Source organism: Ensifer sp. ZNC0028, assembly GCF_000799055.1.
Taxonomy (GTDB): domain Bacteria; phylum Pseudomonadota; class Alphaproteobacteria; order Rhizobiales; family Rhizobiaceae; genus Ensifer.
Map to the genome: position 1 here is coordinate 1 of NZ_JTLA01000167.1, position 13119 is coordinate 13119.

General features: G+C 56.2%; 11 protein-coding genes. 10 read left to right on the forward strand and 1 reads right to left on the reverse strand.

Annotated elements, in window-relative coordinates; translation table 11 throughout:
- Window positions 1-650, reverse strand: a 650-nt coding sequence (locus L981_RS31155; protein WP_043626102.1) for an ArdC family protein, incomplete at its 3' end; no start/stop codon positions are given.
- Window positions 651-926: 276 nt separating this feature from the next.
- On the opposite strand from L981_RS31155, the gene L981_RS31160 reads away from it, so the two are divergent.
- The 10 genes from L981_RS31160 (at window position 927) to L981_RS31200 (ending at window position 13117) form a co-directional block, all read left to right on the forward strand.
- Window positions 927-2741, forward strand: coding sequence for an McrB family protein (locus tag L981_RS31160; protein ID WP_013368620.1), 1815 nt, complete (start codon window positions 927-929; stop codon window positions 2739-2741).
- Complete coding sequence (locus L981_RS31165; protein WP_043626080.1) at window positions 2741-4024, forward strand: McrC family protein; 1284 nt, start codon at window positions 2741-2743, stop codon at window positions 4022-4024. Before L981_RS31160 ends, L981_RS31165 begins: the two co-directional genes overlap by 1 nt.
- Before the next feature lie 200 nt (window positions 4025-4224).
- On the forward strand, window positions 4225-6285 hold the full coding sequence (locus tag L981_RS31170) for an ATP-dependent endonuclease (RefSeq protein ID WP_197067213.1): 2061 nt from the start codon (window positions 4225-4227) through the stop codon (window positions 6283-6285).
- Entirely contained in the window at window positions 6278-8038 is a 1761-nt protein-coding gene (locus L981_RS31175) for a UvrD-helicase domain-containing protein (RefSeq protein WP_043626086.1), read from the forward strand. Before L981_RS31170 ends, L981_RS31175 begins: the two co-directional genes overlap by 8 nt.
- Window positions 8039-8253: 215 nt before the next feature.
- The gene (locus tag L981_RS34125) at window positions 8254-8916 is read left to right on the forward strand and encodes a TauD/TfdA family dioxygenase (RefSeq protein ID WP_013368615.1); all 663 of its coding nucleotides are present in this window, start codon (window positions 8254-8256) and stop codon (window positions 8914-8916) included.
- Window positions 8913-9866, forward strand: a complete 954-nt coding sequence (locus L981_RS31180) for a hypothetical protein (RefSeq protein ID WP_013368614.1) — start codon at window positions 8913-8915, stop codon at window positions 9864-9866. Before L981_RS34125 ends, L981_RS31180 begins: the two co-directional genes overlap by 4 nt.
- 109 nt (window positions 9867-9975) lie before the next feature.
- Window positions 9976-10758, forward strand: a complete 783-nt coding sequence (locus L981_RS31185) for a hypothetical protein (RefSeq protein ID WP_036744044.1) — start codon at window positions 9976-9978, stop codon at window positions 10756-10758.
- A 157-nt stretch (window positions 10759-10915) separates the two neighbouring features.
- Window positions 10916-11110, forward strand: a complete 195-nt coding sequence (locus L981_RS31190; RefSeq protein ID WP_043626089.1) for a hypothetical protein — start codon at window positions 10916-10918, stop codon at window positions 11108-11110.
- Between the two features lie 71 nt (window positions 11111-11181).
- Entirely contained in the window at window positions 11182-11382 is a 201-nt protein-coding gene (locus L981_RS31195; RefSeq protein ID WP_036744045.1) for a type II toxin-antitoxin system prevent-host-death family antitoxin, read from the forward strand.
- Between the two features lie 37 nt (window positions 11383-11419).
- On the forward strand, window positions 11420-13117 hold the full coding sequence (locus L981_RS31200) for a recombinase family protein (RefSeq protein ID WP_043626092.1): 1698 nt from the start codon (window positions 11420-11422) through the stop codon (window positions 13115-13117).
- Window positions 13118-13119: the final 2 nt, after the last annotated feature.

The following is a 13119-nucleotide window of genomic DNA, read 5'->3' on the forward strand; positions in this document are numbered from 1 at the left end:
CCCAGCTCGTGCAGGGCCGTCCGGTGCCAGTTGATCGGCTCGAAATAGGCTTGCGGAGGCGGCACCTGCACATAGTCGAGCGACGGCATATAGAAGGCGCGATTACCACCGATACGGAACTCGATGCCGGTGGCCCGGATCAACGCCTCGACCCGAGGTTCGATCAGGCCCGGCGGCGGTGGCGGCGCGACTGCCGTGATGTCATCAGGCAGACCATCGCATTGTGCGGCGTTAAAGACCGTGAACCGCTTCAGGAACGGAATGGCATGCGCGTCCTCACCTTTATCGCGGGCACGGCGCTTTTCGTCCTCGGGGGTGAAACGGTCGGCATAAACGACAGTGGTGCCGCGTTCGCCCTTCCGGACATTGCCACCCAGCGAAAGCGCCTGACGGAACGTCAGCCACGACTGACCGGGAAAGCCGTGCTGGATGACAGCGCCCCAGAGGATAAGAATATTGATGCCGGAATAAGACCGGCCGGTTGACGCATTTCTCGGCAGGCCCAGCGGGGCGGTATCGGGCGCCGCACCCCAGGGCTGGACCCAGGGTAGACGCCCTTGCTCCAGCTCGGCGATGATCTTGTTGGTGATGTCGTCGTAAAGGTTGCTGCGCGCGCCACCGTCAGCGGGGCTGCGATCATGTCTGGCCATCGGGATGATCTCCGTGACGGGCGCCGGAAGCCTCTCTTCCAGCCCTCAACCCGTCACGGAAACCCCGTCCGCACTCTCACTCTCGGGGGCGTTGCGGGGTCTCCCCGCTGATGGGGGTGCGTCGGCAACGCCAGTGCCGACCAGGGGGAAGGCTTTCCCCCAAATGCCTCTGTATACTGGACAAAAAGAGCTTTGCTGGTTTCTTATGCAAGCTGGACCGACTCGCGCCAGTCGGAAGACGAATATTGCATATCTAAGTATTTCCGAGGAATTTTCGTGGCCCGTTATAACCCAGATGCTGATCTTTCTCCGCTTTACGAGACGATGGATCGCCTTCGCACTGATTGTCTGATCGGCGATGGTTCCCTGCTTTCACCTGGACGCTCACTCTGGACCGCTGAACACTTTGCAGATTTGCAACGTACCTACGTCCAGAACCTCGATGAAGGCGAAGGCAAGTTCTTTGAAAAGCTGAAAGTCCAGCTGTCTGACGCAACCGCTGAAGCGCACTGCCTGATGGCCGAGCTGATCTGGCTACTTTATGCCTTCCAGCGTGGCGATGTCTCTCCCCCGACCAAGGATCGGAAAGTCCGCGAGGTTTGGTCCTGGTCAGGCCAGGACTTGCCGCAAGATGTGGCGGCCCTGACCGAACAGGTCCTTTACGGTGTGGGCCGGGCTGGCCAAGGATATAACAACAATAAATGGCGCGAGCTCGTTCTGTTGATTACCGCCATGCAGGATCTCAAATCCAGGCCTGTTGATGAACGTCGACGCCTGCTTGGGGACGGCGGCGCATTTGCCAGTTGGTTCGAGATACAGGTGAACGGCGAAAATCGGCAGTTGCGCCATATCCTGCCCTTCCTGCTTTTTCCTGACAGCTTCGAGCGCATCAGCGCCGGCCAGCATAAACGGGATATTCTGGCTGGCTTCGGGGCCATAACCGCAGCCGATGTCGGTGCTATGAGCATAGCCAAGCTCGATGACGCACTTCTGACTTTGCGCAAGAGCCTTGAAGCCAAGCATGGTTCACACGTCGATTTCTACGAGGGTGACTTCAGGCCTGTCTGGCAGAAGCCGAAAGAAAAGAAGGCGCACTCGACAGATAAGCTGGATGAAGAAGCCATCGTGCCAGCTCCATCCGGTTTTGAACTGAATACGATCTTCTACGGCCCTCCGGGTACGGGCAAGACATTCAGTACCGCACAACGCGCCGTCGAGATATGTCTAGGCCAGGTGGCGTCCGATCCGGGTGCAGTGCGCGCGTCCTATGAGCAACTGGTCAAGGACGGGCGCATCGGCTTCGTCACCTTCCACCAAAGCTATACCTACGAAGATTTCGTCGAGGGACTGCGACCCAAGCCGATGGCATCAGGGGCAGGCTTCACGCTCGAACCGGAAGGAGGCGTTCTGAAAGTGATTGCAGAGCGGGCGTCGAAGCAGGCCGGCAACCATGTCCTCATCATTGACGAGATCAATCGCGCCAATATCTCGAAGGTTCTGGGCGAACTTATCACGCTTCTGGAGGCAGACAAGAGACGGGGAGCGCCTGCGGCGATCACCGTCACACTTCCTTATTCCAAGACCGCATTCTCTCTTCCGGCCAATCTGTACATCCTTGGCACGATGAACACGGCCGACAGATCCATCTCGCTGCTGGATACAGCACTGCGGCGGCGTTTCGTGTTTGAGGAACTGCCACCCGATTCCGCAGAACTCGCAGGCATCGAGCTCGACGATAGTGCGCTCGATCTTGCAGCCATTCTGGACAACCTCAATCTGCGCCTTGTCTATTTTCTGGGAGAGGATGCCCAGATCGGCCACGCCTGGTTTATGGGCGTCAAGACGAAAGCCGACCTCGATCGGATCATGGCGTTCAAGGTCATCCCGCTGCTGCGTGAGTATTTCCATGACGACATTGAACGGGTTCGCATTGTTCTGGGTGGCGGCGACGGCTTCCTGAATCGATCCCCTATTCCGGTTCCCAAGGGGGCTGAAGGATTTGCTGAGGATCGGTATCGCTATTCCGATGTTTTTCGGGAAGAAGGCGGATATCCTGAAGCAGCTTACATGGCTCTTCTGGGACGGGAATAATGCCCAAGCAGAAAAGCCATTACTCTCTGCCGGAATGGTCCTCTCTGCCCATTGGCCCCGACGGAATCAGCGAAGGACAAGCCGAGCAACTGCATCTTGCCGCTATCACGGCTGCCCGCAGGCTTGGCGTGGCTGAGAACGGCGTACTGGCGCGCGGCTTTCGGCAGCTGGAAACCAAGCAGGTTTGCGGCATTATTTCCGTTCCAGGGATAAGTTTGGAAATACTGCCCAAGCTCACCGATGAGGACGGTGCATTGCGAGCAACCCTTGTGCGGATGATTGCGGTGGCCTTCGACATACCGCTTTCAGAAGGGCAGATCGCGCAGATGGGCGCACAGGAGAGCGATCTTCTCGAAGCCTTTATCAATCTGTTTGTGACACGCCTTGCAGAACAAGCGAAATCCGGTCTGACGCGCGACTATGTGCCAGAGGAGGATGTTTTGCCTAAGCTGCGGGGAGCGCTCGATGTGCGGCAGCAGATCGTTCACCGTTCGGTTGATCCTTCCCGCCTGCATTGCCGGTTTGACGAGTTTTCCGAGAACACGCCGCTCAACCGGCTGTTCAAGGCCAGCCTGTTGCGCATCATCCCCTTTGTGCGCTCCGAGCCTCTGCGTCGCCGGATCGCTAATCTGACAGCCCGCTTCGCCGACATCCCCACCAGCCCCGCCCCCCTGAGGGAGCGGATCGTCTGGAACCGGATGAATGAGCGGTTTCGTCAGGCCCAAATGCTTGCGCGCATGCTGATGGACGCAGAGTGGCAAAACACGAGTTCCGGACACGGCACGGGCATTTCGTTGCTCTTTCCGATGAACATGCTGTTTGAACGGTATGTTGCCCGCTGGCTGCAACGGGTTCTTCCGCCCGGATCAGTGTCGATTCAGCGTCGACAGCACACCCTGTTGCAACATGGCGCCTACCCTCTAATCCCCGACATCGTCATTGACACGCCTGAAGGTCCACTGGTCATTGATACGAAATGGAAGGATCTCGGCAAACAGCCCGGCTCTACGCCAAATGTGAGCCAAGCCGATCTTTACCAACTCGCGTCCTATGGGGCGGTCTACAACGCCAGCCGCGTCATACTTCTTTATCCAGGACGGAAGCACACGCCACCAACGACATGGCACTATACCGCCACAGACCGCAGAGTGGAAATCTGGCAAGTCGATTTGGCTCAAGTCCAACAAAGAAAGGATTGGGAGATCATCACTTATGCCATGATCCATTATAAGGAAAACGGCATTCCTCCTCGGGCAGATATTCTTCTGACGAGAGTAGTTTAGTGATGATCCTGCAGGCGGCCCGCGCAATATTTGAGAGAAATAGAAAGGAAATGAAAAATCGCGGCTTCATAAGCAGTTAGGGCCATGCAAAAATACTCGTTGCGCCGATCCGAATCGGACATCTCGCGATGTATAATTACAGAACTAACGACTAGACGATGGCATTATATTTGGGGGCGTGAAAATTGAAGCTACACAATGTGAAGATTGAAAACTTCCGATTGCTGCAGGACGTCGAGATTGGGTTCGAAGATAGAACCACGCTGATCGTGGGACGAAACAATAGCGGCAAAACATCGATTGCAGAGCTTTTCCGCCGACTCCTCTCAGAAAAGACACTCACCTTCCGTCTCGAAGATTTTTCTCTCGGCTGTCACGAGAAGTTCTGGAACGCATTTGAGGCGTTCAGCGCCGGAGCGGAGGTTTCAGACGTACTGGATACACTTCCCGTCATTCGTATAATAATTGATGTTTCGTACGACGTTGACATGCCGGACCTTGGAGCTTTGGGCGACTGCATCATCGACCTAAATCCAGATTGTACATATGGGCGTCTTGTCCTGACTTTTGGCCCTCGACCCGACGCAACTACATTTCTCTTCGCCGATCTCCCTGCACCAGAAGAAGATGCAGAGAATGCCAGAAGTGCGCTTTTCCGTGCTCTGGGAGCGCGGGTTTCTGCCACCTACATATCGATTTTAGAAGCGATTGATCCTAACGATCCCACGAATAGGAAGCCGCTCGAAACGAAAGTGCTCACTGCTATAATACAAGGCGGCTTCATCAATGCGCAACGTGGATTGGGTGACGACACGAAACGCGAACGAGATGTTCTCGGAAAAGTCGTAGAAATACTTTTTCAGTCGGCACTAAGCGATCCGACCGACCCTGAAAAACGGACTACCGCCGAACAGTTGAAAAGCGCTGTCGAAGACATTCAAAGCGATCTGCACAGCGACTTCAATGTCAAGCTTACATCGCTGCTGCCCACCTTCGAACTGTTCGGCTACCCCGGACTGGCTGATCCAGGACTCATCACTGAGACGAGCTTTGACGTTGAGAGGTTGCTAAGCGATCACACCAAGGTCCGTTATGTCGGGAAGAACGGGATAACACTTCCAGAAACCTACAATGGTCTCGGCGTGCGTAATCTCGTCTTCATGCTGCTGCAACTCTTGCGCTTCTTTCGTGAGTATCAGGCAACACCGACGGCGGCTGGAGTGCATCTAATATTCATCGAAGAGCCGGAAGCGCACCTTCATCCCCAGATGCAGGAGGTATTCATTCGGCAACTTGATCAGATCACGAATGCTTTCGTCACTCAATTGAACGATAATCACCCTTGGCCCGTCCAGTTTGTCGTTACGACGCATTCGCCGCACATGGCTAACGAGGCCCGCTTTGAATCCATGCGCTATTTCCTGTCGAAAGCGGACGAAAATGGCGTCCGGCGGACCATCATCAAAGACCTTCGCCGGGGCATGGGAACTGCGCCCGAGCCTGATCGGGAGTTTCTACATCAGTATCTGACTCTCACCCGTTGCGATCTGTTCTTTGCCGATAAGGCCGTCCTGATCGAGGGAACGTCGGAACGCCTCCTCCTTCCGACAATGATTCGAAAAACGGACAATGCGGCACCTGGAGCACCGCAGCTCGGCAGTCAATACCTCACCGTCATGGAAGTAGGCGGAGCCTATGCTCACCGCTTCTTCGATTTGCTGACGTTCCTCGAACTCCGCACATTGATTATTACGGACATAGATGCGGTTCGTCCCAATGCAAACAACAAGCGCGAGGCCGTACCTGTCGCCCAAGGGCAATTCACGAGTAACGGTTGTCTAAAGGCATTGTATGGCGCCGATATATCTCCGGCTGCCTTGCTCATCAAAACACCAGACGAGAAGATTACAAATGGCAGGCGCATCGCGTACCAGATTCCAGAGCAGGATGGTGGAGCGTGCGGACGGAGCTTCGAAGATGCGTTCATAATCGCGAACCCTGGCCTTTTCGCGCTTGGAGAGGAAGATGTTGCAACGGCGGCGTATGAACTCGCTGCGGAACAAAAAAAGTCCGCCTTTGCTCTGCAATACGCGATCACAAACACCGAGTGGATTGTTCCCCGTTACATCTCTGAAGGTTTGAGATGGTTGGCACAGGGTAATCCGGCCCCTGTGCCTCCCCCAGTGGCCGTAGCGGTCGAAATCCTCGCCGAAGCTGCCGGGGTCGAGATCGCCCCCATCCAGGGAGGCGAACATGGCTGAGGGACAAGAAAGCCCCGCAGATGCCGCTGGTCGCATTGCTCTGGAACGCATGTTCGCTTGCCTGGATGAAGGACGCAGCTTTCGTCTAGAGGCGGGCGCCGGAGCTGGGAAAACCTATTCTCTTGAGAGAGCACTTCGCAGATTGATTGAAAAGCAAGGCTCCGCGTTGCTGCGGCAGCGCCAACAGATCGGCTGCATCACCTACACCAACGTCGCCAAGGACGAGATCATTGCCAGAACGAACGCGCACCCTGCGGTGAGACCCGAAACCGTGCACGGTTTTTGCTGGTCAGTCCTTCAGGATTTTCAGCCTACACTGCGTGAACTGGTTCCCGGGTTGCCGACATGGGAGGAGCGGCTTGCGGAAACCGGCGGCGTCGGTCATCGTCGTATTCATTATGAACTTGGCTACCCCGGCGTGACAGACGATCAGGTGTCACTTCGCCATGAAGATGTATTGTCGCTGATGATTCAGGCGATGAGTCGCCCCAAATTTCGTCGGGTTCTGACTTCACGATATCCCATTCTGCTTATCGACGAATATCAGGACACGGATGCCGGTTTCGTTGATGCGTTGAAAGAGTGGTTTCTTGATCGAGGTGAAGGCCCCTTGATCGGTCTTTTCGGAGACCACTGGCAGAAGATTTACGGCGAGGGATGTGGGCTGGTGGAACACCAGGCACTGGAGGTTATAGACAAGCAAGCGAACTTCCGGTCCGTTGATCCGATTGTGCAGGTCCTCAACCGTATGCGTCCAGACTTGCCGCAGATGGTTAGCGATCCCGCTGCACAGGGTGAGACCCGTGTATTTCATACAAACAACTGGCCGGGGCAGCGACGAACCGGACAGGGAGGCGGCCACTGGAAAGATGATACCAGTCCCGAGGCAGCTCGTGCTTACTTTCAGCATATGAAGGATCGGCTGGCAGCCGAGGGCTGGGATCTATCGGTAGAGAAAACAAAAATACTGATGCTCAGCCACAGTATACTTGCTCGGGAGCAAGGATACGAGAACATTCGGAGCATCTATGGCCAGTTCAACGATCCTTGGTTGAAGAAGGATGATCCTCACATCAAGTTTCTTGCGGACCAGCTTGAACCCGCCTGCGCTGCGTTCGAGGCCAACCGGTATGGGGAAATGTTCGAGGCGTTCGGGTCGGGCATGCCGCGCATCCGTTGTCATGAAGACAAGATCGCCTGGACCAATGGCATGAACGTCCTCATTGCGTTGCGGCAGACTGGAACGATTGGCGAGATAATCGACTTCATCGCCGCCCAGCCGCACATGCGGCTGCCTGCCGCTGTGGAACAACGCGAAGCGAAGCTCGCTGAGGTCGGAGATGAACCCGTAGAAGGGGAACCCCGCCGGATTACACAGCTTAGAAAGCTACGGACGGTTCACTATACGGAATTGATAGCGTTGGATCGTTTCATCGACGGGCACACGCCATTTGCTACGAAGCACGGCGTGAAGGGCGCGGAGTTCGAGAATGTTATGGTGATCGTGGGACGTGGCTGGAACAAATACAACTTTGTACAGACCCTAGAATGGATGGATGCAGCGCCTCCTGCTGACAAACAGGATTTCTTCGAGAACAATCGGAATTTGTTCTATGTTGCATGTTCACGCCCCAAGGTGCGCCTAGCTTTGCTGTTCACGCAACTCGTTAGTCCCGCAGCGATGGCAAAGCTCACAGAGCTGTTTGGTGAGAACAATCTCGTAGCCCTGCCTCCTGATCCGGTCGTAACATGAGAGCAATTCTGAGCCCACTTCAAGAAGCACATGGAGACTATCGTCACAACCAGAGCCCGTTGTCTCACATGATCAAACGTACGAGTGGCCCGCGATTTCAAGCAAGACGCATTTCCTCGACAGCATGGATCGCGGGGCAATCTACATCATGCCGTCGCTCGATATCGAGTCGGCGCCCTGCCGATAGCCCAGAAGGCAACTTGAATGACTGAGAAATGATGGGGTTCGATCTGAGACAAAAAATTACCGAAAGCGGCTACGCCCTAATCTCTCAGCATCGCCCTAATGCTGACATCGTCGAAGTCGCTAACGAACTCGGTGATCCACTCACGCCTTGGGAAGGCGGTCTTGTCCAAACTTTAATTCCTCGCGAAGAATCGGCTCCGAATACATATAGCGGGAACTTTGGTCTGGGCCGTTTTCCGTTTCATACCGATCTTGCCCATTGGCGGACACCACCGCGCTACTTACTCCTACGATGCCTGATTGGATATGATGACGTTCCCACATTGCTGATCGATGGCCGCGAGCTCGTCAACTCCGTTTCTCGAGACACTCTCGCACGCGCAGTCTTCAAGCCACGCCGGCCCCGCCATGGAGCCCTTGTGCTTCTTCGCCTGCTCGAACGTACGTCAGATGGCACGGACCTCCTACGATGGGATGAAATATTTCTTCGGCCAGCGAGCAAAGTTGGCGACACCGCCGACGCCCAGATTCGTGATTGGCTTGCGAAACGTGACCCTTTGTCGATTGCCCTCATTCGTCCGGGGGATACCCTGATAATCGACAACTGGCGCATGCTGCATGCCCGTTCGCCGATACCGCCAGGACGAGAGGATCGTTCTATTGAGAGGGTATATTTGGGAGGGCTAAAATGAAGACGACAATCAAGCCGGGCGCAACGCCGGCAACCTTCGACCCGGAGGCACTCTACGCGAAGGCTGTGCGCTACATCCAGAACATGGATGAATATGACAGCGATAAATGGGAATACGCCCTCTGGTCGAGCCTCGCTCTAGAATTTCTTGCCCGCGCCGCTCTGGCAAATGTAAGCCCCGCGCTGCTTGCAGAAGCCGATAAAAATGGGTCGAATCTCTATTTTTCGCTTGGCTTCACTCCGTTCGAAGAGAGGTTCTCGCCGAGATCCATCGCAATCAGCGAGGTGTTCAAACGCCTTTCAGGGATACTGCCGGAGTTCACCAAGGAGCATGAGAGCTTCGGTGTCGTGCATACCGGCAAGCGCAATGCCGAGCTTCATACTGGCGAACTCGCATTCGAGGGAATTAGGGGATCGACCTGGCAACCAAGATTCTATCAGACTTGCCAAATCCTTCTGACGTCAATGGGCATCCCACTCGATGAGCTTCTTGGCGAAGACGAAGCGGAGGTTGCTAGGAAGCTGATCGATGCAGCTGCAGATGAGAGTGCGAAAGCCGTGAGGGGGGACGTTGAGGCGCACAAGAAGGTCTGGAACGCCAAGCCAGAACACGAGCGCGCGACGCTGCAAACGCAGGCGTCAGTGTGGGCCACCCGTCAAAGCGGTCATAGAGTCGACTGTCCGTCATGTGCGTCGACCGCACTTGTGCTGGGAGAGCCGGTTTCGGCCCCAACGCAGAAGCTCGACGACGACGAAATCATCGAGACACAGGAGTATCTCCCGACGCATTTTGAATGCGTAGCCTGCGGCCTCAAGATTGCTGGCCTCTCCAAACTCGCCGCAGTGGGGCTCAGCGATCGATACAAGAAGACTCAGACCTACGATGCAGCAGAATACTATGCTCCCGCTGACGATTGGTCCGACTACGAAGACGACAATAACGAGCGTTAATAGTCGGCTCAAGGTAACTTGGCCCGATACACCATTGATGCGCTGCGGAGAGCGGTGGAGAGAGCCCTAAAGAAAACTAGCTGCCACGGAGCGGCCGAAGGAGAAGACTATGGGCGCGCGAGATGAGTTCTCACCCAGAACCAAACAAACACTTGCAGAACGAGCTGCGTACTTCTGTTCGAATCCTGACTGCCTGAAGTTGACTGCGGGGCCACATTCGGATCAGGCGAAGAGCCTGAGAACCGGTCATGCCGCTCACATAAGGGCCGCCGCAAGCAACGGGCCGCGCTACGATAAGAACCAAACTCCTGAACAGCGCAAGCACATCTCAAACGGCTTGTGGCTTTGTAGGGAATGCGGTGACATCGTTGATAAAGATGCTTCGCCTCACAAGCCCGAACTTCTCCGTCAGTGGAAACGTGACCATGAGGCGCTGATCGCGGAGGTTCGCACGAAAGGCTATGCGCAAAGCCTCGTGCTTTTGCAGACACGGCAACAGGCGCCCCAGCTTGCGAAGGACATAGTCTCAGAATTTGAGGACCATCGCGCACTCTGGGAGTCGTTTGACGCAGAGTTTCCCGACCGGGTTCGCCAATCGCTGGACCGTCTGCGGTTCAGGTTACTTGATTTACGAAGGGGGCTACCCCAAGGTAGCGAACTGGATCAGGTACTCCAATCATTGACGAAAACGATCCTGACGTTCTTCGTTCAAGTCGAGGAAATCGACTTGGTGACGCTACGTTGCGACAGCGGAAACCCCAGTTGGTTGCGGTTTAGAGATGCGCTAGCGACGCTGCGGAAGTCGGTCGGACTGCAGCTTTTCCATCTTTGCGATGCTTACAAGACGAGTCCCACCGATGAACTAGCACAAATAATGCCCCGAACCGACTAACAGAGCGATAGTGGAGTACATCGCCACCAACCGACCCGTCCCTTTTCTACGCCAAAGCATCCCATTCGCCGCACAGCGTTTCCCGAGACCTTCCCTACGCTGACATTCCGCGGTTCCATTGCCCCAGCCCCTTTCCGGGGATGGGATTTTGGAGACGATGGCGGTCAAGCGAAACAGGATCAGCATCGAGGTTACAGCCTCGACCGGACCGGAAACGGACCGGAATGATCCCGCGCGCAAAGACGCTGCCTTGATGTCGCTGGCTCGCCTGATCGGTCGCCAGATCGCCCGCGAGCAGTTCGAGCGGAAGCTGGCAGCGGAACGCAAAGCTCAACACCACCTTCGTAGTTGATTTGCAATTCCTCTTGCATTTATACGTGTAACACGTATTTTATAAGCAGACCTATTCTCCTGGAGTCTGCGATGCCAACCACAACATCCCTCGAATTCCAGCGCAAGTTCGGACAGTATCTGAACGAGTCTCATCGTGAGCCGGTAGAGATCACGCGACATGGCCGGCGCGAGTTTGTGCTGATGTCGGCCGCCCAATATGACGAGTTGCTGGCAGCGGCGCAGCGCAGCGGCAAAGCCGTCGAAGCCGCCTCCGAACCTGAACAGAATTAACTCGCCCCCTCACACGGAGCTTGAAAGGACTGCCGATATGACCCGCGTTGCGCTCTATGCCCGATATTCTTCCGACCATCAGCGCGAAGCTTCGATCGAGGACCAGCTCCGCATCTGCCGCGAACAGGCGAAGCGCGAGAAGTGGAAGATCGTCGGCACCTACAAGGATGCTGGCATCTCAGGCGCGAGCATGATCCTCCGCCCCGGCATTCAGGCACTCCTGCAGGACGCACAGGCAGGACAGTTCGACGTTGTGCTGGCAGAGGCACTGGATCGCATCAGTCGTGACCAGGCTGACGTCGCCACCTTCTACAAGCACCTCAAATTTGCTGGCGTTCCGATTGTCACGCTGTCCGAGGGCGAGATCAGCGAGTTGCATGTCGGCCTCAAGGGCACGATGAACGCGCTGTTCCTGAAAGACCTCGCTGCCAAAACCCATCGCGGCATTCGAGGCCGCGTCGAGGACGGCAAATCGGGTGGCGGCCTGTGCTTTGGCTACAATGTCGTCAAACAGCTCGATGCGCGCGGTGATCCCATTCGCGGGGATCGGGAGATCAACGAAGCCGAGGCGAATGTTGTCCGGCGCATTTTCCGCGAGTTTGCCGCCGGCGTGGGTCCGCGCACAATCGCCCGCACCTTGAATGAGGAGGGTGTCCCGGGTCCGGCTGGCAAGCTCTGGAGCGACACCACCATCCGCGGCCATGTGAAGCGCGGCACGGGGCTGGTCAACAATGAACTCTATATCGGTCGTCTGATCTGGAACCGGCTTCGTTATATCAAAGATCCATCGACCGGAAAGCGGGTGTCACGCCTGAACCCGGAATCCGATTGGATCATCAAGGATGTCCCGGAGCTGCGCATTGTCGATGACGAACTCTGGCAGTCCGTTCGTGTCCGGCAGGACGAGATCGCCGAGAAGTTTGCCAACGTCACCGAAGCCGTGCGCAAGCACCACAAGAAGAACCGCCTGAACGGCACTCGTCGGCCGAAGTCCCTTCTGTCCGGCCTCGTGTTTTGCGGCTGCTGCGGAGGCCCCTACTCGCTTCGCGGCGCTGATCGGTTCGCCTGCTCGAACCACATCAGCAAGGGTGCCTGTTCAAACAGCCGCACGATCCCGCGTGAGGAACTGGAAGCCCGCGTGCTCTCCGGTCTGAAGGACCGCATGATGGCACCTGAGATCGTTGAGGAGGCGATGCGCGCTTATGCCGAGGAGACCAACCGGCTGAACCGGGAACGCCGCTCCAGCGGCGATGCCTGGAAGGCGGAACTGGTAAAGATCGAGAAGCAGATCCGCGGCATCATCGAGGCGATCAAGGCTGGCATGTTTCATGAGAGCATGAAGGCTGAGATGGACACGCTGGAGGCGCGCAAGACCGAACTGAACGCCCTGCTGGCCGACGCGCCAGAGGACACACCGGACATTCTGCCGAGTGCCTCAGCGATCTATGCGAAGAAGGTTTCTGCCCTGACCAAGGCGCTCAACCGCAAGGAAGAGCGGCAGGAAGCAGCGGAGACATTGCGGGGCCTGATCGAGAAGATTTCCCTCACACCGGGGCCAGAACGCGGCGAGATTTACGCGACACTGCACGGCGAACTGGGCACGATCCTCAATTGGACGGAGCGTCAAGCCCTTGGAAACACTACAAAAACAACAAAACCCGCAGCGGATGCTACGGGTTTGTCGTTATCAGTGGTTGCGGGGGCAGGATTTGAACCTGCGGCCTTCAGGTTATGAGC

Bases quoted from the DNA above. Each gene is read 5' to 3' on its own strand.
- L981_RS34125 (WP_013368615.1), top strand. From the start codon at position 8,254: ATGATGGGGTTCGATCTGAGACAAAAAATTACCGAAAGCGGCTACGCC.
- L981_RS31180 (WP_013368614.1), top strand. From the start codon at position 8,913: ATGAAGACGACAATCAAGCCGGGCGCAACGCCGGCAACCTTCGACCCG.
- L981_RS31200 (WP_043626092.1), top strand. From the start codon at position 11,420: ATGACCCGCGTTGCGCTCTATGCCCGATATTCTTCCGACCATCAGCGC.
- L981_RS31175 (WP_043626086.1), top strand. From the start codon at position 6,278: ATGGCTGAGGGACAAGAAAGCCCCGCAGATGCCGCTGGTCGCATTGCT.
- L981_RS31185 (WP_036744044.1), top strand. From the start codon at position 9,976: ATGGGCGCGCGAGATGAGTTCTCACCCAGAACCAAACAAACACTTGCA.
- L981_RS31195 (WP_036744045.1), top strand. From the start codon at position 11,182: ATGCCAACCACAACATCCCTCGAATTCCAGCGCAAGTTCGGACAGTAT.
- L981_RS31190 (WP_043626089.1), top strand. From the start codon at position 10,916: ATGGCGGTCAAGCGAAACAGGATCAGCATCGAGGTTACAGCCTCGACC.
- L981_RS31165 (WP_043626080.1), top strand. From the start codon at position 2,741: ATGCCCAAGCAGAAAAGCCATTACTCTCTGCCGGAATGGTCCTCTCTG.